Origin of the sequence: Anaeromyxobacter dehalogenans 2CP-1 (assembly GCF_000022145.1) — a bacterium.
GTDB classification, from domain to species: domain Bacteria; phylum Myxococcota; class Myxococcia; order Myxococcales; family Anaeromyxobacteraceae; genus Anaeromyxobacter; species Anaeromyxobacter dehalogenans.
Map to the genome: position 1 here is coordinate 3,439,967 of NC_011891.1, position 20,031 is coordinate 3,459,997.

Here is a 20,031-nt window from a genome sequence, read left to right on the forward strand (position 1 = left end):
GCACCCCGGTCTATTCAAGGGCGGAACCCTCGGTCCGGGCTGACCCAGCGCGCCCGCGAGCCGCGGCGCCGCGCCACGACCTTCGGGTAGGCGACCACCGTGGCCGCGCAATTTATCACCCAGAATACGAAGGGATACCAGATCATCCAGAAGAGGTTGCGGAACAGCCCGCGGTCGTACCGGCTGTCGAGCCAGGTGCTGAACGCGAACTGGGCCAGGCAGGCGGCGCCCAGGACGACGCCGCTCCCCTGCAACCCCATGGGTGATCCGACCGCCGGGAGGACGCCCCCCGGCAGCACCAGACCGACCAGCCAGGTGGCCGTGACCAGCACCATGGCGTACGACCAGGCCACGCTGACCACCATCTCGACGAGCAGCGGCCACAGCGACCGCTGCGCCGGCTCGAGCGCCGCGTCGATGTTCTTGAGGAGCACCTGGGCGCCGCCCATGGCCCAGCGCAGCCGCTGCTTCCACAGGCCGCGCAGCGTCTCGGGCATGAGGATCCAGGTGAGCGCCCGCGGCTCGAACCGGACGTCCCACCCGGCGCGCTGCAGCTTCCAGGTGATGTCGATGTCCTCGGTCAACATGTCGGCGCTCCAGTAGCCCACCTGGTGCACCGCCGACTTGCGGAACGCGGTGATCACGCCGCTGACCGTGAAGATCCTGCCGAACACCCGCTGCGCCCGCTTGATGATGCCGACGATCGACGAGAACTCGCCGACCTGCACGCGCCCGAGCAGCGTGGAGCGGTTGCGGATCCGCGGGTTGCCGGTCACCGCCGCGACGTCGGGGGACTCGACGAAGTGGCGGACCAGCCAGTGCGCCGCCCTCGGGTCGAGCAGGGCGTCGCCGTCGATGCAGACGAGGATCTCGTGCCGCGCCAGCAGCGCGCCGGCCTGCAGCCCCATCGCCTTGCCCTGGTTCTCCGCCAGGTGCACCACCCGCAGGCGCGGGTCGCGCGCCGCCAGCCGCTCCAGCACCGCGCCGGTGTCGTCGCTGCTGCCGTCGTTGATCGCGACCACCTCGAACTCCGGGTAGTCGAGCGCGAGCGCGTGGCTCACCGTCTCCTCGGCGTTCTCCCCCTCGTTGTACGAGGGGATGAGGACGGTCACCGGCGGCCAGTGCGGGAGCGGCGGAGGCCGGTCGAGGCTGCGCTCCGCCCGCTCGAAGCGCCAGTAGAACAGCGCCGCGCCGGTCATCCACAGGAAGGACATGAACAGCGGGTAATAGAACACGAAGGCCAGCAGGCCTTGCCACGCGCTGTCGAGGGTGGCGGTCACGCGGCGGCCTCAGCGAACCGCGGGAGCGTTCGGCTTCGAGTCGAGCACCGGCTTCAGGACCCGCGGATCGGGCTGCCCGGCGAACAGCGCGTCGGGGTAGTAGCCGACGTGCATGACGCCCATCGCGTAGAGCGAGCGGATGGTCTCGGCGAGCTCGCGGCTGGGGATGGGCTTGTTGCCGTCGCGCCAGTCCACCGCCTGCAGCTCGAACACGACCTTCTTCATCGCGTCGCGGTACTCGACCGCGCGCACCAGCTCGTGGAAGAAGGCGGCGTGATCGGCGGCCTTCTCCATGTACGGCATGGCCATGATGGCGGTGAAGTCGTAGCGGGCGATGGAGTTGTCGAGCGCCTGCGAGTACCAGACCTCCGCCCTGGGGTTGAGCGCCACCCGCGCGTAGAGGTTGCGCGCCACCACCAGCGCGGGCTGCTGCGCGCGCACCGCCGCGGCGGCCTCCATGGCGAGGTCGTCGATGGCGTTGATCTTGAGGATGGTCCACCGGCCCAGCAGGTCGTCGCTCCGGCGGATCTCCTCGATGCTCCCGGGCAGGCTCCAGGCCCGGTACTGCGCCAGCGCCGCGGGGCTGGCGTCCTCGTAGTCGGAGAGCGTGGCGTCGTCGTGGAAGAGCAGCCCGTCGAACGGGGCCGAGCGCGCCAGGTCCTGGTACAGCTCGCGGATCGCCTCGCGCGCCCGCGCCGAGAACGGCGAGAGCCGGTGGTAGCCCATGTTCACGCGGTCGGTGCGGTCGCCGGCCAGCGTCACCACCTGGTCCTGCGCGGCCGGGTCGCCCTTCGGCAGCTCCCACGCCAGCAGCGGCATCCACGCGTACAGCCGCTTCACCGGCGTGCGCGTCCGGATCTGCCAGGCCACCCGGTTGAACAGGTCGGCGCGCATCGGCATGCGGCGGGACGGGAAGTACACCGCGTCCGCCGAGCCGTTGCCGTCCGGGTCCGAGAACGCCTGCAGGTAGACCGCGTTCACGCCCATGGCGGCGATGCGGTCGAGCAGGTGACCGAGGTTGCGCTCCTGCTGCGCCGGATCCGGGTCGTACACGTAGTCCAGGTCCACGTGCATGACCTTCTGCGGGCGGTCGTTGTCGGAGAGGTCCGCGTTGCGGATGGCGATCTCGCGCTCGACGTCCCAGAGCGCCATCCCGCCCTCGACCAGGATGCGGCGCAGGCCCCACAGCGGCGTGTCGCGGGTGTTCGCGCCGTCGTCCAGCGTCAGGCCGACGCGCATCCCGAGCCGCTCGGCGGTCTCCCGCGTGGTCGCGTTGTAGCGCCCGTAGGGCCAGGCGACGACGCGCGGCGCCCGGCCGGTGTTGCGCCGGATGAGCGCCACGCTGCGCTCCAGGTCCGCCTGGACGCGCCGGCGATAGGTGGCCTCGTCCTCGTAGCGCCGCGCGCCCGCGTCGTAGCGTCGCGTGGTCCCGGCCGGCTCCAGGTTGCCCTGCGGATTGCCCAGGATGCCCTTGTGCAGGTCGAAGCTGTGGCTGCCCACCTCGACCAGGCCGCTGGCGGCGAGCTCGCGCAGCTCGCTCCAGGAGAGGAGCCGCTCCCGCGGCAGCTTCTTGCCGTCGAAGTCGACGGTCCCCTTCTCCTCGAGCCACCCGGCCACCACGTTGATGACCGCCGGGATGCGGAACATCTTCAGGACCGGCCAGGCGTTCCGGTAGACCGACTGGTACGCGTCGTCGAAGGTGACGAGCACCGCCTTCGGCGGCAGCGGCCGGCGCCCCTCGCGCGCCGCCAGCAGGTCGTCCACCGAGACGAAGCGGTAGCCGTGGTTGCGGAGCCAGTCCATCTGCCGCAGGAAGGCGGTCGGCGAGACGGCGTACTGCGGGACCAGCGCCTCCGCGCGATCCGCCACCTCGTGATAGCTGAGGATGGTCAGCTCCTCCTCGGTCGCCGCGAGGGTCCGCGAGGCGGGCAGCGCGGCGGCGGCGAGCAGCAGCGCCGCGGCGGCGGGGAGTGACACGGGTCGCAGGGTCATCGGGTCGGGAACGTCGGCAGGGACGAGGAATTCCGGGCGGCGTACGGCGCTCGCCCCTTGGCGGGAGGAGGCCACCCGCGGGCCGGCATGATCAGCAGGTTGGTCGGGAGGCGTCAAGGACGCGCCCGGACGGCCAGGCAGCCGCTGGCCCGCTCGGTGCGCGCTGGCCACCTGACGCAGGAGCCCGCCGCGCCATTCAACGGCGCGTCCGGCGCTCCGGCGCGCGACCACGCGGCCGCGAGCGAGGTGGGCTTGCGGCGGCGAATGTGCGGGCTCCTCCCATCGCCCGATATCGCGGCCCCATCTTTGTCCCGCGAACATACGACGAACGCACGAACCGGTTCGCGGGGACCGCGCTCCATCTCCTCTGCCGGCGGGGCGCCCGGCATCCACGCGAGGGGTGAAGGGCGAGGTTCCATGAGACGAGGCATGATCTTGGCCGCGGTCGCGGCGGGCGCGCTCGCGTCCGCCTGCGGCGGCGGCTCCGGCTCGGATGCGGGCAGCGCCGCCGACGCAGCCAGGAGCGCGGCCACCGGCGTCACCGGGACGGTCCGCGACACCGCCGGCGCGCCGATCGCTGGCGCCGTGGTGAGCGACGGCCAGCGCTCCGCCACGAGCGGATCCGACGGCTCCTACGCGCTCGCCGAGCGCGCGGGCACCGTCACGCTGACCGCCTCCAGGGCGGGCTACGCCAGCGCGACGCAGACGGTCGGCGTTCCGAAGCGCGGCGCCGTGCAGGTGGACTGGGCGCTCGCGCCCACCGCGCCGCCGCCGCCGTCGGGCGGCGCGGTCCGCGTGTTCGCGAACAACGATCTCGGGATGCACTGCGTGGACCGGAGCTTCGCGGTGTTCTCGATCCTGCCCCCGTACAACGTGGTGAACGCGCAGGTGGTCGCGCTCCAGGCGAGCGGCAAGCCGGTGCTCCTCGACGCCTCGCAGGTGGACCTGCGCTACGCGGCGATCGCGGACGCGACCGGCTCCATCAACTCCACGAGCAAGGGCAAGACCGACTTCTGGACCTACGCGGCCACGCTGTACGGCGCCGCCCTGCCGGAGGGCGCCGGCCTGATGGGCCTGTGGATGCCGGCCGACGCGCCGGACGCGCGCGGCACCACGCTGTCCTGGGACGCCGGCCTGGGCCTGTTCCACGCGCCGGGCATCCCCATCCTGCCGATCGACGACGCCGGGCGGACCAACCCCTACCCGCTCCTGCGCTTCTCCGCGTACGACAAGGCCGGCACCGCGCTCGCCGCCACCGACGTGGTGCTGCCGGTCTCCGACGAGACCTCCTGCCAGAACTGCCACGCGACCGGCAAGGTGGCCGCGGCGGAGCCGGGGATCGCCTGGTCCGCGGACCCCGACCTGGAGGCGCAGGCGCGCCAGAACGTGCTCGCGCTCCACGACGCGGAGCACGGCACCGCGCTCCGGCAGCAGGCGCCGGTGCTCTGCGCCTCGTGCCACTACTCGCCCGCGCTCGACCTCGCCGGCACGGGGCCCTCGCCGCAGCAGGCGCTGCACCCGACCATGTCGAGCGTGATGCACGGCTTCCACGCCGACAAGGTGGCCGGGCTGTGGGACGCGCCCGTCCCGGTGGGCGGCACGATCCCGCCCGCGGCGCAGCAGGCCTGCTACCAGTGCCACCCCGGCGCGCAGACGCAGTGCCTGCGCGGCGCCATGAGCTCGAAGCTCGCCTGCCAGAACTGCCACGGCGACATGGCCGCCGTGGGCGGCGCGATCCCGCTCCTCGCGGGCGGCAGCGTCGACGGGACCGGCGACGGCGCCTCCCGCCGCCCGTGGAGGGACGAGCCGAGGTGCCAGAGCTGCCACGCGAACGACGCGGTCTCGAAGACCACGCTGGCGAGCGCGCCGCCGCTCGCGGCGGACGGGCTGCGCTTCAACGAGGGGTTCCGCGCGGGCGATCCCTCCGCGTCGCCCATCCTGGCCTCGAACCGGCGCTTCGCCGAGGAGCCGGGCAAGCTGTACCGGCACAGCAAGGGCCACGGCGGGCTCGCCTGCGAGGCGTGCCACGGCAGCACGCACGCGATCTGGTCCGGCAACGCGAACGACGACGTGGCCGCCACCCAGCTGCAGGGCCACGCCGGCACGGTGGGCGAGTGCAGCACCTGCCACCTGTCGCCGCCGACCATGGGCCTGGGCGGCCCACACGGCATGCACCCGGTGGGCGACGCCTGGGTGCGGGCCCACGGCGCGGTGGCGGAGGCCGACCTGACCGCGTGCCAGGCGTGCCACGGGACCGACTACCGCGGCACCGTGCTCTCGCGCATGTTCGCGACGCGCACGCTGATGGGCCGGACGCTGACCGCCGGCACGCCGGTGGGCTGCTTCCACTGCCACAACGGTCCGTGACGTCGCGGGTGGCATGAAGGACGGCCGTCCCCGGCGCCGCTGCCTGCGGCGCCGGGGGCGCGCCCGCTCGCACATCCGCGCCCACCCGCCGCGCGCGCCGCACACCGGCGACGCTCGCGCTTCACCGTCCGTCTGCTATCGTGCGCGCTCCAACACCTGGAGTGCACATGGCCCTCGACCCGCGTCTCGTTTCCCCCAAGGAGAAGCCGCTCTTCGTCGCCGGCGCGATCTTCTCCGGCCTCGTCTGGCTGGTCGCCGTCGTCTCCGTCGTCGGCCTCCTGTACGCGCTGCTCGGCGCCCTGTTCGTCCTCGGCGCGCACGCGCTGTTCCTCGCCCACGTGCGCACCAACGCCGTGCGCGTGGACGAGCGGCAGCTCCCCGACCTGCACGCGCGCGTGAAGGCCGCCGCGGCCCGCCTGGGCCTGGCGGACGTCCCGGCGGTCTACGTGATGAACGGCGGCGGCCTGCTCAACGCGTTCGCCACCAAGCTGCTCTCGCGGCGCTACGTGATCCTGCTCTCGGACCTGGTGGACCACTGCGAGGACCCGCGCCAGGTGGACTTCGTGGTGGGCCACGAGCTCGGCCACTTCGCGGCGGGGCACCTGAAGTGGAACGCGTTCCTGCTCCCCTACGCGCTCGTGCCCTGGCTGGGCGCCGCCTACGCGCGGGCCCGCGAGTACACCTGCGATCGCTGCGGCCTCGCCGCGGCGGGCGACCTCGAGCAGTCGATGCGCGGCCTGGTGGTGCTGTCGGCCGGCGGACGGATCGCGGCGCGGGTGGACCTGGCGGCGTTCGCCTCGCAGCGCGACGAGGCGGGCGCGTTCTGGCCCACCGTGCTCGAGCTCACGTCCTACCACCCGTTCCTCTCGAAGCGCGTGGCCGCGCTCCACGAGCTGAGCGCCCCCGGGTCCGCGCGCCCGGTGCGCCGCAGCGTGGCGGGCTGGATCTTCGCGCCGGCGCTGGGCGCGCTCGGCGGCGGCGCGGGCGCGGCGCCGGTGATGGTGGTGGCGATCGTGGGCATGCTGGCCGCGATCGCCATCCCGAACTTCGTGCGCTACCAGCTCAAGGCGAAGGACGCCGGGGCGCAGGCCGCCCTCGAGGCCCTGTACCGCGCCGAGGTGGCCGCGCACGAGAAGGACGGCAGCTTCCGCGAGCTGCAGCTCGGCGAGGCCGCCACCCGCACGCCGGCCGCGTTCGCGGACGCGGAGCTGGCCGCCGCGCGCGAGCTCGGGTGGCAGCCCCCGGCGGGCGGGCACCACGTGTACACGGTGGGCGTGGGCCGGACGCAGGACGGCCGCCAGGCGTTCGCGGCGTGCGCGGAGAGCGACGCCGACGGCGACGGGGTCTACGCCGCCTGGATGGTGTGGGAGCCGCTGGAGGACGGCGAGGGCAACCTCATCGCGCCCGGCTCGCCGTGCCGCTTCCAGCCGAAGCTGGCGCGCCAGCCGGTCTTCGGCGAGGGTGACGCGGCGGGCGTCCCGGTGCGCGTGTCGCCGGAGGACGTGTTCTAGCCGGCGGCTCGGGGCCTCAGGCGCCGGCGTCGCGCAGCGCGCGGGCGATGGCCGCGGCGTCCGGCGTCCGGCGCGGCACCTCGAGCGGATCGCAGCGCGCCTCGGGCGGCCCGCACACCGGGCAGTCCGGGGCGCGCGCCGGCGTGAGCCACACCGACTGGTACGCGCCCTGCCCCGGCGTGTCACCGAACACCTGCGGGTAGAACCAGTAGCCGGGCACGGTCGAGAGCGTGAGGTAGGTGGCGCCGGACGCGATCACCTGCTCCGCGAACGGCCCCGGCCCGGCGTCGCCCTCCGGCGCCAGCAGCGCCAGCGCCAGCTTCGCCGCGGCGCTCGCCACGTGCTGCACGTCGGCGGCGAGCGCGACCTCGCCCCGCAGCCGCCCGGTGCCGTAGTCCAGCTCGCGCGCCACCCGGCCGCCGGCGCGCTCCAGCCCGTGGCGGCTCCGGGTCGCGCACAGGTAGCACGCGGTCCGGCCCGGGACCGTGAGGATCACCTCGCCGCCCTGCGCGCCCGCGTACAGGCCCACGAACAGCGCCGGGCGCCCGCGCGCGTACGCGAAGCGGTCGAGGGCGCGCTGCGCCGCGGGATCGTCGGTGGCGGCGAGCACGAGGTCCGCCTCGCGCACCCGCGCGTCCAGCGCCGCCGGCGGGAGCCCGTCCACCGCGCGCGGCTCGAGCGCCAGCGCGATCGACGGCTCCACGGCGAGCAACCGCCGGGCCAGCGCCTCCGGCTTCGACCGGCCCACGTCCTCGGCGGCGAACACGGTGCGCGAGAGGTTCGCGGGCTCCACCACCTCCGGATCGAGGAGCGCGAGCCGCCCCACGCCGGCCCGCGCCAGCAGCTCGGCCAGGTACGAGCCCACCGACCCGCACCCGGCCACCAGCACGGCGCGCTCGCGCAGCGCCTCGGGCAGCCGCGCCGCGCTCCGCGCGCGCAGCCCGCCGCGCCGCGCCGCCTCGCGCGCCTCCGGGCCGCCGTCCGCGAGCCGCGCGGTCCACCCCGCCAGCCGTGCTCGTCCCGGGTCGCGCGTCAGCGCCGGGCCGCCGGGTGGCCCGTACGCGCGCCGGCGCGGGCCGCGCCCCTCCAGCACCGCCGCGAGCGCGGCGGCGAGCCGCTCGTCCTCGGCGAGCGCGAGCGGCCACGAGAGCGCGAGCTGGCCGCTGGCCTCGCGCTCGCCGGCGGCGAGCGCCACCGGCGGCAGCGCCGGGTAGTGCTCGCCGGCGAGCACCAGCAGCTCGCCGCCGCCGTCGAGGCGCAGGCGACCGGCCAGCAGCGGCCCCTCGCCGGCGTCGGTGACGAACGGCTCGGCGCGTCCGCCGCCGAGCGCCTGCGCGGCGCGCTCCAGGTCGCGGAGCAGCGGGATGGCGCGGAGCGGCTCCGGGGCGACCTCGGCGCCGCCGCCCCGGCTCCGGCGCGCGGCGAACAGCGAGAGCTTCCCGCGCGCCAGCGCCACCTCGTGCGCGCCCAGGCCGGCGGGCGGCTCGAGCGAGACGATCGGGCCCAGATAGCAGGCGAGGTGCGGGTTGTGCGCGAGCCCGGCGGCGAGCTCGCGCGCGTCCTGGGCCGAGGGCTGGTCGAGGGCGCCGGGGTGCGAGTGCACCAGCCCCTTCAGCTCCAGCCCCTCGCCGCGCTCGAGCGCGGTGACCCGCTCCCCCAGCCCGGCCGACGGCGCCCACCGGCTCGCGCTGGCGTGCGCCCCCGGATCCGGCTCGAATCGGGTGACGAGCGGCCGCCCCGGCGGACCGAGCAGCGCGCCGCCGCGCTCCGGCGGATGGCCGCCGAGCTCCGCGTCGAGGGCGCGGAGGACCCAGTCGGCCACGCACCACACGCGCCGCCCTGCCGTTACGCGAACACCGCCGGGTGCACCCTCGACAGCATGCGCTGCTCGGCGTCGCCCTGCTCCACGCCGATCACCACCCGGCCGTCCGGCGTCACCCACACCCGGCCGCGCGCCTCCGGCGCCCGGGGGCCCGGGTCGCGCCGCTCGTCCCGCATCGCCTCGCGAAGTCGTTCGAGAACCGTCTGCGACATGCCTGCCTCCTCCGGAGCCCCGCATGCGCGGGGGCTAGAACGGGAACCGCCCCTCGCGCGCGAACACGCTGAAGCCGTTGCACCACAGGACGCTGCGCGCGTACGCGTCCTCCAGCGACTCCATCCCGCCCCCGGCGTCGCTCGAGAGGCACAGCCGCCCGTCGGGGAAGACGTGGCAGGCGTGCGGATCGAAGCGCCCCAGGACCTGCGGCTCGACCAGCTTCACCTGGTAGCCGGCCCCGTCGAACCAGAGGAACAGCTGGTACGGATCGCCCAGCTCGCTGACGATCGGGAACAGCCAGCCGCTCACCCCCTCCACCGCGAGGTAGCGGGTGCTCGACGGGAGGCTCCCCTCCGCCCGCGCCCGATCGCGGAGCACCCGGCCGAAGCCGTCGACGAAGCAGGCGAGGCCCATCGTCCAAGAGTTCGCCTCGCCGGGCCCGGCGGGCACCGCCCCGGGGGGAGAGGCGGCCCTGCGGGCGGGCGGCGCGGGGCGCGCGCGCCTCGCCTGGCGCGGGAGGTGGCGCGAGCGCGCCGGCCTCAGGATCCCCGCTGCTGCTCCATGACGCTGCGGCCCACCCAGTCGCAGGCGAACTGGTAGGCGATGCGGCCGCTGCGGTCGCCCTTGCGCTGCGACCAGAGCACCGCCGCGGTCTCCGCCTCGCGCGTCCAGGGCACGTTCACGCCGGTGCGCTCGCACAGCTTCCCCGCCCAGCGCCGCGCCACGTCGACGTAGAGGTCCTGGCTGAAGGTGTGGAACCCGACCCACAGGCCGAAGCGCCCGGACAGCGAGATCTTCTCCTCCACCGCCTCGCCGTGGTGGATCTCGCCCTCGACCATCATGGCGCCGCGGTTGTCGCTCTCGTACTCCGGCACGAGGTGCCGGCGGTTCGAGGTGACGTAGATGAGGACGTTTTCGGGCAGCGCGTACACCGAGCCGTCGAGCGCGCTCTTCAGCACCTTGTAGCTCGCGTCGCCGGGCCCGAAGGACAGGTCGTCGGAGAACAGCACGAACCGGTACGGCTGGCCCTTCACCGCGTCCACGATGGCGGGCAGGCTCACCAGGTCGTCCTTGTCCACCTGGATGATGCGCAGGCCGCGGTCCGCGTAGGCGTGCAGGAGCGCCCGCACCAGCGACGACTTGCCGGTGCCGCGCACGCCCCAGAGCAGGGCGTTGTTGGCCGGCAGGCCGGCCAGGAACTGGCGGGTGTTGTCCTCCAGCGCCTTCTTCTGCGGCTCGATGCCGAGCAGGTCCTCGAGGCGGATGCCCTCGATGCTGGGGACCGGCTCCAGGGTCCCGGCGAAGGTGCTGCGGTGCCAGTTGGCGGCGTGGCAGGCGGCCCAGTCGACGGGCACCGCGGGCCGGGGGAGCAGCGGCTCCACCGCCGCCAGCACCCGCTTCAGCCGCTCGATCAGCTCGGGGTCGAGGCTCATTCGCCCTCCGTGCGCCAGAAACGCAGCGGGGCAGGGACGCGCGCGCCCCTGCCCCGCCTCATGCCGTCATGCGGTCCGCGTCGGCTACTCCGCCTTCTCGGACTTCTTCAGCGCGCCGACCTTGTCCATCACCAGCGCCTTGCGGAACTCGCGGTTCAGGCGGGCGATGAACTTCACGTCGATGCCCTTCGGGCAGGCGGCCTCGCACTCGTAGTGGTTCGAGCAGTTGCCGAACCCGTTGTCGGCCATCGCCTGGATCATGGCGGCGACGCGCTCCGGCGCCTCCACCTGGCCCTGCGGCAGCTCGGCGAGCTGGGACACCTTGGCGCCGGCGAACAGCATCGCCGCGCCGTTCGGGCAGGCCGCCACGCAGGCGCCGCAGCCGATGCACTCGGCCGCGTCCATGGCGTAGTCGGCGGCGCGCTTCGGGATGGGCGTCGAGTTGCCGTCGGGGACGCCGCCGGTGTGGGCCGACGTCCAGCCGGCCGCCTGGATGAGGCGGTCGAGGGCGCCGCGGTCCACCATCAGGTCCTTGATGATGGGGAACGCGCGGGCGCGCCACGGCTCGAGGTAGATCGCGTCGCCGTCCTTGAACTTCCGCATGTGCAGCTGGCAGAGCGTGGTGCGCTTGTAGCCGCCGTGCGGGACGCCGTTGACCACGGCCGAGCAGGCGCCGCAGATGCCCTCGCGGCAGTCGTGGTCGAAGACGATCGGGTCCTTGCCCTGCTTGATCAGGTCCTCGTTCACCACGTCCAGCATCTCCAGGAAGGAGTGATGCGGCGTGATGCCCTTCGCGTCGTAGGTCTCGAAGCGTCCAGGCTCGTTGGGACCGGCCTGCCGCCAGACGATGAGCTTCAGGTTCATCGTCCCGTGCTCGGAAGCGTGCGCGCTCATTACTTGTAGCTCCTCACCGCGAGGTGGACGTTCTCGAACTTGAGCGGCTCCTTGTGGAGCTCCGGCTCCTTGCCGATTCCCTTGAACTCCCAGGCGGCCGTGTAGCAGAAGTTCGCGTCGTCGCGCTTCGCCTCGCCGTCCGGGTACTGGTGCTCGACGCGGAAGTGACCGCCGCAGGACTCCTCGCGGTTCAGGGCGTCGCGCGCGAGCAGCTCGGCGAACTCGAGGAAGTCGGCGGTGCGGCCGGCGTTCTCGAGCTGCTGGTTGAGCTCCTCACCCTTGCCCGAGACCTTCACGTTCTCCCAGAACTCCTTGCGGATGGCCGGGATCTTCTGGAGCGCCTTGGTGAGCGACTCCTTGCTCCGGGCCATGCCGACGTCCTCCCACATCGTCGTGCCGAGCTCTCGGATGAACTCGGTGACGGTCTTCTTGCCGTTGATGCCGAGCAGCTTCTTGGAGGCGCCCTGCACCTCCTCCACCGACTTCTTGAACTCGGGGTGGTCGGCCTTCACCTTCCCGGGCTTGGTCGTCGCGAGGTAGCCGGCGATGGTGTTCGGGATGACGAAGTAGCCGTCCGCCAGGCCCTGCATCAGCGCGCTCGCGCCCAGGCGATTCGCGCCGTGGACCGAGAAGTTCGCCTCGCCGAGCACGAACAGGCCGGGGACGTTGCTCATCAGGTTGTAGTCCACCCAGAGGCCGCCCATCGAGTAGTGCGGGGCCGGGTAGATGCGCATCGGCTGCTTGTACGCGTTCTCGTCGGTGATCCGCTCGTACATCTCGAACAGGTTGCCGTAGCGCTCGCGGACCACGTTCTCGCCCAGCCGCTTGATGGAGGCGGCGAAGTCGAGGTAGACGCCGCGGCCGCCGGGGCCGACGCCGCGGCCCTCGTCGCACTGCTCCTTGGCGGCGCGGGACGCGATGTCGCGCGGGGCGAGGTTGCCGAACGTCGGGTACTTCCGCTCGAGGTAGTAGTCGCGATCCTCCTCGGGGATCTCGTTCGGCGGCTTGTTGCAGTCCTCCTTCTTCTTCGGCACCCAGATCCGGCCGTCGTTGCGGAGCGACTCGGACATGAGCGTCAGCTTCGACTGGTAGTCACCCGCCTGCGGGATGCACGTCGGGTGGATCTGCGTGAAGCAGGGGTTCGCGAGGTACGCCCCCTTCTTGTGCGCCTTCCAGATCGCGGTGACGCTGCAGCCCATCGCGTTCGTGGACAGGTAGAACACGTTCACGTAGCCGCCGGTGGCGAGCACCACCGCGTCGCCGACGTGCGTGCGGATCTCCCCGGTGACCAGGTCGCGGACCGTGATGCCCTTCGCCTCGCCGTCCACCACCACCAGGTCCAGCATCTCGGTGCGGGGGAACAGCTTCACCGTGCCGGCCTTGATCTGCCGGGACAGCGCCGAGTACGCGCCGAGCAGGAGCTGCTGCCCGGTCTGACCGCGCGCGTAGAAGGTGCGGGACACCTGCGCGCCGCCGAAGGAGCGGTTGTCCAGGTAGCCGGCGTAGTCGCGCGCGAACGGCACGCCCTGCGCGACGCACTGGTCGATGATGTTGTTGCTGACCTGCGCGAGGCGCCACACGTCGGCCTCGCGGGCGCGGAAGTCGCCGCCCTTGATGGTGTCGTAGAACAGCCGGTAGATGCTGTCGCCGTCGTTCGGGTAGTTCTTCGCGGCGTTGATGCCGCCCTGCGCCGCGATGGAGTGCGCGCGCCGCGGAGAGTCCTGGTAGCAGAACGTCTCCACGTTGTAGCCGAGCTCACCGAGCGTGGCGGCCGCCGAGGCGCCGGCGAGGCCGGTGCCGACCACCAGGATCTTGAACTTCCGCTTGTTCGCGGGGTTCACCAGCTTCAGGTCGAAGCGGTACTTGTCCCACGACTCTTCGATGCGGCCGGTAGGTGCCTTTCCGTCGAGGATCACGGTGTCTCCCTTAGTTCCCGGCGATGCCGGCGAGGATGAGCAGCGGAATGGCGCCGAAGCCGACCAGCAGGATCCCGGCCAGCGTCTTGCCGAGCACGCCCCACCGCGGCAGCAACGTGTTGTTGCTCAGGCCGAGGGTCTGGAAGGTGCTCTGGATGCCGTGCTTCAGGTGGAGGAACAGCGCGATCATCCCGACCACGTAGATCGCGGCGATGGGCACGAGCCGGAACTGCTGGACCACCATGCCGAACACGTCGAAGCGGCCGAGCCCGTCCTGGCCGAGCACGAGGCCGGGGGTCACGCGCAGCGTGAACTGGAGCAGGTGGTAGACGATGAACGCGCCGAGGATGAGGCCCGTCCAGATCATCGTCTTGCCCGAGAACGTGGCCTTCAGGCTGCGCTGGACCGCGTAGCGCGTCGGGTTGGCGGCGCTGTTCTCCAGGGTGATCTGCACCGCGAGGACCGCGTGCAGCACCACCGAGAGCCCCACGACGACCCGGGTGCCCCACACCAGCGGCGCCAGCTGGTGGAGCTTCTCCGCGTAGGCGTTGATGCCGTCCGGCCCGTTGAAGATCGAGAGGTTTCCGAGCAGGTGACCGACGACGAACAGGACCATGATGAGGCCGGTCACGGCCATCACGATCTTCCTGCCAATCGAGTCCGAGAACAGTCGCATTGAGCCGTATCCCTTCTTCGTGGATGAGCTTCCGCCGCCGAGACGGTGTCGCCTCGCGCCCTGAACAGGAGTGCGCGGAATGGCACCATAGCTGCGACCCCTTGGGGCACGTCAAGGACGGGAGAAGTCGGTTTTGTCGCAAGGTTGGGCGATCCCCCACCTGCGATCCCGGCAGGGTGCTACAGCGCCAGCGATCGGATCGAGCAGGCGCCCGTCAGGGGCGCCCCAGCGGACGTTCGTGCTCCAGCGCCGCCCAGGCCTGCTCGCGCCACCCGCGGCCGTGCTCCACCAGATCGGCGCGCGTGGTCGCGTACCGGCGGTCCGGCGCCACCGGGCGGTTCTCCAGCGCCAGCGCCGCGAAGAAGTCGTCGGCGGAGGCCTGCTCGCCGGCGCCGCCGGGCGGCTGGACGCCCATGGCGGCGTTCGGGATCGACACCGAGAGTCGCCCGCGCGAGTCGGTCCAGCGCGCGGCGAGCCCCTTCGCCTCCTGCTGGCTCCCGCCGGCGCCCTCGGTCGGGCCGCCCACCAGCACCGCCCGCCCGCCGCCGCGGAGCAGCCCGGCGAGCCGCTCGCACGCGCTCATGCACGAGGGCGAGGTGAGCGCCACCACGCGGCCGCGGAACCCGCCCTCGGCCGGGTCCGGCCGGAGCGGCGGCTCCAGCAGCGCCGGGGTGAAGTCGTCGCCCGCCTTGCGCGCGCCGCGGATCGACTCGAGCACCCGCTCCGGCTCGGAGCGCGACCGGACGCCCACCGCGGGCGCGCCGCCCAGCATCGGCGCGCGCTCGCGGTACACGCCCTCGTTGAACTCGGTGGCGCGCAGCACCAGCGCGCCGCCCGGCGACGACGCGCCGGCGGGCAGGAGCATCCGCGCCAGCGCGGTCGAGTGCGAGAGGTACCCGCCGCCGTTCTGGCGCAGGTCGAGCACCAGGTCGGCGCCCCGGGCGTCGCAGGCGCGCAGGAACTCGCCCAGCACCTCGGTGAACGGGCGGCGCTCGCCGTCCGCGGAGAGCGCCTCGGTGTGGAGCGAGAGGAGCTGCGCGTAGCACACCGGCTGGCCCGCCGGCCCCGGCACCTCGCCGAGGCGCACCGCCGGCCCGCCGCCGTCGCCGGTGTACGTCCGGAGCGCGGCCGCCTCGTCCGGCGCGAAGATCGAGTCGGTCCGGCGCACCCCGCCGGCCGGGTCGCCGCCGTCCACCAGCGCGGCCGCAGCCTCGCCCAGGCCGGCCGTCCGGATCCCGGTGCGGGCCAGGAGCGCACGGCCCAGCGCGCCGCGCTCCGCGCCCGGCGAGGCCCACCACGGCAGGCGCACCGTCCGGCGGGCGCCGCGGGCGATCACGGTCAGGGCGGCGGTGGCGCGGTCGGGGTGCAGGAAGTCGCGGCGGGTGAGCGCGTCCACGGCGCGCTCGTCGCGGGCCGCGGCCGAGCTGCCCGGCAGGTGCGCGGCGAGCACGTCCATCGCCTCGCGCACCGGGCGGCCGTCGATCGCGACGACGCGGGTGCCGGGCGCGAGCAGCGCACCCGGGTCGTCGAATCCGGCGCTCGCCAGCGCCTGGCGCAGCGCCGGCGAGCGGCTCGCCACGTAGACCCGGCCGTCGGAGGCGAGGCGCAGGCCGACGCCGAGCGCGACCTGGGGCGCGCCGGAGGGCACCCGCAGCAGCAGGTGCCCGTCCTCGAACCCGGCCACGCAGCGGCGCATCCGGTCGTAGAACCGGAGCGGATCGCGCTCGACCGCGACGGCGCGCTCGCCCTCGACGCACGCCTCGAGGTGGGCGCGCGGCTCGAACGCCGGGCGGCCGGCGGCGGCGAGCGTGAACGGCTTGGTGGTGAGGAACACGTATCGCGCCTCGATGGCCTGCCGGAGCTCGCAGGCGATCCGGGCGCGCTCGGCCGCGGGGCAGAGCGGCCCCTCCCCGTCGCAGGCCGCGGGCGCGGGCTCCGGCGCGGCGTCGCAGGCGGCCGATCCGGGCGCGGGCGCCGCGGCCGAGGCGTTCGCCGCGGGCAGCGGGGAGGCCAGCGCGAGGAGCGCGGCGAGCGGGAGGAGCAGGACGGGACGCATCGGTGCGGGAGGGGCGCGCCGGGGCGAGGGCCCCGCGCGCTCCCCTCGAACGCCTCACCAGGCGCGAGACATTCCGCCGGACGCACCTCCAGCGCGCGCGGTGTCGCGCGATGTGCGCGTCCTCCGCACCTCGCCTCCACGCGCTCCCTCGCCCCGGCAGATGGGCTCGCGGATGTCAAGGTCGCGCCGAATTTGCGGAAACAGCCGGCGTGCGTACCATGGGGCCCACTGTGGGAGGACGCAGGAATGGCCGCAACGGACAAGCAGAAGCAGTCGCTCTACTTCCCGGAGGAGACGCTCCGCGAGATCATGAGCGAGGCGGTGCGCCTCGATCGTTCGCTCTCGTGGACGGTGCAGCAGGCGTGGCGCCTCGCCCGGAACGAGCTGAAGCGCTTCCCGTCGGTGAACGCGTGCGGTGAGATCGCGCGCGGCCCGGCCCCGGCGCACGCCCCTCGCGAGCGCAGCGCACCGCTCCCGGCGACGATGGAGCGGCGCGAGCCCTCCGAGCAGGTGCGGGAGTTCCTGAAGGGCAAGTTCGACCGCGAGCTCGCGGGCTGAACGTGCGCGATGCGCGGGGCGGGCGCGCGCGGTTCGCGCGCGGCCCCCGCCCCGCACGAACCGGCTACGGGCACCCGGCCGGCTTCGCGAACGACTCCGTCACGGTCACCGCCCCCGAGGCGTCCACGGTGCCGAGCGCGCCGACGCCGACCCCATACGCGGCGAAGGCGTCCCACACCAGGCACGCGTGCGCCGCCGCGTCCGGGCTCGCCGCCGCGGACACGGCCTGGAGGATGCCGTCGCGCATGTCCTCGAACGCGGGCGTGGACGGCGTGTAGTTCATCCCGTCCACCAGGTAGTCGAGCAGCAGCGACTTGCCGAGCCCGGCGGTCTGGAAGGACTGGAACAGGCGCCAGCCGATGGCCCCGTACACCTCGCCGTCGAGGTGGACCTCGGTGCCGGCCACGTCGCCGTAGGTGCGCGGGTACCCGGTGTACGGCGCGGTCCGGATGCCGAGCGGGTTGCTCGCGGCGTACTCGCCGACCCGGTCGTCCTCGTTCATCACCACCGCGAGCACGTCGCTCATGCCCTCGCCGATCGCGCCGGCCAGCGGGCCGCTCATGCCGCCGATCATGCGCCAGGTGAGGCCGTGCCCGTACTCGTGGAAGACGACGTCGGAGTCGAGATCGCCGTCCACCATCAGCGGCGCCGGGTCCTTCCGCCGCGCGGTGGCGTTCACGCCGGTCGCGCCCTTCAGCGTCGCGCCGTCGTTCTGCGAGATCATCACCGCCGGGATCCGGATCTTCCGCTCGGTCCCGCCCATGGTGAAGATCGCGTCGCCGCCCTGGTTGTTGGCCACGATCACCGCCACCGCGCCCGCCGCCTGCGCGTTCAGCACCTTCACGGTGAAGTTGCAGCCGCCGCGATCCACCAGCGCGATGCGCCCGGAGACCGCGTTCTGGACGGCCTCGCAGGCGTCGGTGGCCGTGCCGGTGCCGTCGTCCACCAGCAGCACGTCCCCGGTGACGCCGGCGGTGGTGAGCGACGGGCCGAACTCGGCGCCGGCCGCGTCGTAGCTCCCCGCGATCCCGGCGGGCGCGTTCACCACCACCTCGAGCGGCGGGACCGGGCCGTTCCACAGGTACATCTGCATGCGCGGGGAGCGCCCGTCGGTGGGCGTCGCGAAGTTCGCGTTGTCGGTGCCGCCGCCGTCCTGCGCCTCGGCGTTCACCGAGTCCCGCTCCTTCCCGCCGCGCCCGAAGTTGGAGTCCTGGAAGTTCCCGGCCGCCTCGTCGAAGCCGTGGACGTACAGGACGTCGTGGATCACGTTGTTCAGGTAGAACAGGTTCTGGACCGCCACCGCGCGGTTCCCCGACGTGGAGGGCTGCGCGGTCAGGTCGGCCGCGGTGAGGAAGTTCCCGTCGGTGACCGCCGTGCCGCCGCGGTCGGGCCGGTTGTTCGCGTCCGCGTCGAGGTAGGCGTTCACGTTGTTGCCGGCGATGTCGATGGTGGACTGGGTGCCGGGGTAGAGCCACCCGACGGGCGACTCCGCGCTGCCGGCCGCCGGCCCGGAGACGACCGCCTGCGGCGTCTTGGAGGGATCCTCCACGAACACGGCGTAGCTGTCGTTCGCGGTGCGCAGCTCGACCGAGCGGATCGCCCCGTCGCCCGCGACGAGCGTGTGGTGCAGGAGGTTGCCCCGCTCGCTCCAGGTCTCGACCAGGAAGCCGGCGCGCAGCGCGCCGCCCGCCTCGGAGATCGCCACGCGCTCCACCGTGGGCGCGGCGTGGAACCGCGCCGGGTCGCGCGCGAAGACCGTGAGCTCGCCGTCGCGCCCGGTCGCCGCGGGCGCGGTGGCGGGCAGGTACCCCAGCCGCCGCAGCGCGGCCTCGAGCGCCTGCGCCGCCGTGACGCGCGCCGGCGCGACGCCGCCCCCGGCCACGGGCGCGAGGCCGTCCACGAGGTGGATCAGCCGCCCGGAGGCGTCCACCGCGGCGCGCGCGTAGGCGCCCGCCACCCGCAGCCCGCCGGCGCGCTGCTCGAGCCGGAGGTGGGTGATCCCGCCCCGGCCCCGCGACTCCGCCGACACGGCGAGGCCGTCCACCGCGGCGCGGGTCGCCCCGTGGGACCGCAGGAACCCCGCCACGACGTCCGTCGCCGGCGCCCGCGAGGGCGGGGTGAGCGCCCCGCCGGGCCCGCCGCGGTACACGCGCGCGCCGGGCGCGGCGGCGGCGCCGACCGGCGCGGCCACGAGGAGGAGCAGCGCGCAACCGACGGCGGCGCGGACCCGACGACCTGGACCGACTGCATCACGCATGGCAAAACCCCCGCTGGATCGAGCCCGGGGCGGCCGCGTCCTCCGCGGGCGCGCCGCGACCCGGAACCCTGCCAATAGCCGTGCGAGGGCGGCGGGGGAATGGTCCCGGGCTGGTCCGGGCCCGGAGAGGTGGCGCCGCTGACGCCGCGTGGGGTGTGGCGTTGCCGGATGCCCCGCTGGCGCGCCGCGTCGACGCCGGCGCCGCTAGAGGCGGCAGCCCGCGAGCTCCGGGCTCGCGGCCAGCAGCGCGTCGAAGCGGCGCACGAACACGGGCGCGGTGGGCGCGGTCAGGAGCCCGGGGGCGCCGCGCACCGAGACGTCCACCACGCGCCGGGCGGTCGCGTCGTCGCCGCCGACCATGGCCGCGAACGTGGAGAGCGACTCGCCGCCCCCGCGCGCGAGGTCCTTCTGCAGGTCCCGGAACCCGTTCAGCGCGAACCGGTGCAGCTCGGCGCTGCGCCGCGCCGCGGGCGCGCCGGCCGCCTGGCCCTCCGGGACCATCTGCACGTGGTACTCGCGCGGCGAGAACTTCATGAGCGACCCGGTCAGCACGTCCACGCCGCCCGACACGAGGGTGCTGCTCACGTCCAGGATCGCGACCGGGTTGAACGCGCGCTCCAGCGCGAACTCCTGGGTCGCGTAGCCGGGGGCCTCGAACCGGGCCACGAACTGGCGGCCGCCCATGAAGTTGCGCGACATGTCGATCGTGAGCGGCAGCTCGCCGCGGTACTGGCCGTCGATGGTGAGGCGCACGCCGGGCGCGTTCGCGTCGAAGGTGAGCGTGTCGTGCGTGCCGGTGAAGAGGGTGGCGCAGCCGCCCAGCAGCAGCAGCGGCGCGAGCGCGAGCAGGGCTGCGAGGCGGAGCGTGCGGCGGGGTGGCGTGGTCATGGCGTCGGTCTCCGGGGAGCGCCGGCGGATCGCGCGGCGTGCACTCACGGTGGGTGATTGTGCCCGGCCGCGCGGCGAGGGCAAGTCCCGCGTCCGCGGGCGGTCCACCGTGCGCGACCGCGGCAGCGCCCTTACACCCCTGCCCGCGCCGCGGGCCGCGGCGCCCCA

Annotated in this window: 15 protein-coding genes; 3 read left to right on the plus strand and 12 right to left on the minus strand. The window is 74.0% G+C overall.

Annotation, left to right across the window (positions count from 1 at the left end; translation table 11 throughout):
• Positions 1-14 precede the first annotated feature (14 nt).
• Positions 15-1,280 carry a poly-beta-1,6-N-acetyl-D-glucosamine synthase gene (gene pgaC, locus A2CP1_RS15700; protein ID WP_012634176.1) on the minus strand — a complete coding sequence of 422 codons (1,266 nt, stop codon included), beginning with the start codon at positions 1,278-1,280 and terminating at the stop codon, positions 15-17.
• A gap of 9 nt (positions 1,281-1,289) precedes the next feature.
• A complete protein-coding gene (gene pgaB, locus A2CP1_RS15705; protein WP_012634177.1) occupies positions 1,290-3,272 on the minus strand; it encodes a poly-beta-1,6-N-acetyl-D-glucosamine N-deacetylase PgaB in 1,983 nt (660 codons plus the stop codon).
• A 429-nt stretch (positions 3,273-3,701) separates the two neighbouring features.
• On the opposite strand from pgaB, the gene A2CP1_RS15710 reads away from it, so the two are divergent.
• A complete protein-coding gene (locus A2CP1_RS15710; protein ID WP_012634178.1) occupies positions 3,702-5,639 on the plus strand; it encodes a carboxypeptidase-like regulatory domain-containing protein in 1,938 nt (645 codons plus the stop codon).
• 167 nt (positions 5,640-5,806) lie between these two features.
• Entirely contained in the window at positions 5,807-7,150 is a 1,344-nt protein-coding gene (locus A2CP1_RS15715) for a M48 family metalloprotease (RefSeq protein WP_012634179.1), read from the plus strand.
• 16 nt (positions 7,151-7,166) lie between these two features.
• On the opposite strand, the gene A2CP1_RS15720 is transcribed toward A2CP1_RS15715, so the two are convergent.
• The 8 genes from A2CP1_RS15720 to A2CP1_RS15755 form a co-directional block, all read right to left on the minus strand.
• Complete coding sequence (locus A2CP1_RS15720) at positions 7,167-8,972, minus strand: ThiF family adenylyltransferase (protein ID WP_245529800.1); 1,806 nt, start codon at positions 8,970-8,972, stop codon at positions 7,167-7,169.
• 23 nt (positions 8,973-8,995) lie between these two features.
• On the minus strand, positions 8,996-9,184 hold the full coding sequence (locus tag A2CP1_RS15725; protein WP_012634181.1) for a hypothetical protein: 189 nt from the start codon (positions 9,182-9,184) through the stop codon (positions 8,996-8,998).
• A gap of 34 nt (positions 9,185-9,218) precedes the next feature.
• The gene (locus A2CP1_RS15730) at positions 9,219-9,599 is read right to left on the minus strand and encodes a hypothetical protein (RefSeq protein WP_012634182.1); all 381 of its coding nucleotides are present in this window, start codon (positions 9,597-9,599) and stop codon (positions 9,219-9,221) included.
• 125 nt (positions 9,600-9,724) lie between these two features.
• Entirely contained in the window at positions 9,725-10,618 is an 894-nt protein-coding gene (locus A2CP1_RS15735; RefSeq protein WP_012634183.1) for an ATP-binding protein, read from the minus strand.
• Between the two features lie 84 nt (positions 10,619-10,702).
• Positions 10,703-11,512 (minus strand): succinate dehydrogenase/fumarate reductase iron-sulfur subunit, encoded by an 810-nt coding sequence (locus A2CP1_RS15740; RefSeq protein WP_012527015.1) that lies wholly within the window; start codon positions 11,510-11,512, stop codon positions 10,703-10,705.
• Positions 11,512-13,428 carry a fumarate reductase/succinate dehydrogenase flavoprotein subunit gene (locus A2CP1_RS15745; RefSeq protein WP_012527016.1) on the minus strand — a complete coding sequence of 639 codons (1,917 nt, stop codon included), beginning with the start codon at positions 13,426-13,428 and terminating at the stop codon, positions 11,512-11,514. The genes A2CP1_RS15740 and A2CP1_RS15745 overlap by 1 nt, the downstream gene beginning before the upstream one ends.
• A gap of 10 nt (positions 13,429-13,438) precedes the next feature.
• A complete protein-coding gene (locus tag A2CP1_RS15750) occupies positions 13,439-14,104 on the minus strand; it encodes a succinate dehydrogenase cytochrome b subunit (protein WP_012527017.1) in 666 nt (221 codons plus the stop codon).
• 214 nt (positions 14,105-14,318) lie between these two features.
• Entirely contained in the window at positions 14,319-16,160 is a 1,842-nt protein-coding gene (locus A2CP1_RS15755; protein ID WP_012634184.1) for a S41 family peptidase, read from the minus strand.
• A 246-nt stretch (positions 16,161-16,406) separates the two neighbouring features.
• Between A2CP1_RS15755 and A2CP1_RS15760 the strand changes: the two genes are divergently transcribed.
• Complete coding sequence (locus A2CP1_RS15760) at positions 16,407-16,718, plus strand: TIGR04563 family protein (RefSeq protein ID WP_012634185.1); 312 nt, start codon at positions 16,407-16,409, stop codon at positions 16,716-16,718.
• 64 nt (positions 16,719-16,782) lie between these two features.
• Here the strand turns inward: A2CP1_RS15760 and A2CP1_RS15765 are convergent, their stop codons facing one another.
• Both A2CP1_RS15765 and A2CP1_RS15770 read right to left on the minus strand, forming a co-directional pair.
• Complete coding sequence (locus A2CP1_RS15765) at positions 16,783-18,909, minus strand: M36 family metallopeptidase (RefSeq protein ID WP_245529802.1); 2,127 nt, start codon at positions 18,907-18,909, stop codon at positions 16,783-16,785.
• Between the two features lie 270 nt (positions 18,910-19,179).
• The gene (locus A2CP1_RS15770) at positions 19,180-19,863 is read right to left on the minus strand and encodes a peptidase associated/transthyretin-like domain-containing protein (protein WP_012634187.1); all 684 of its coding nucleotides are present in this window, start codon (positions 19,861-19,863) and stop codon (positions 19,180-19,182) included.
• Positions 19,864-20,031 lie beyond the last annotated feature (168 nt).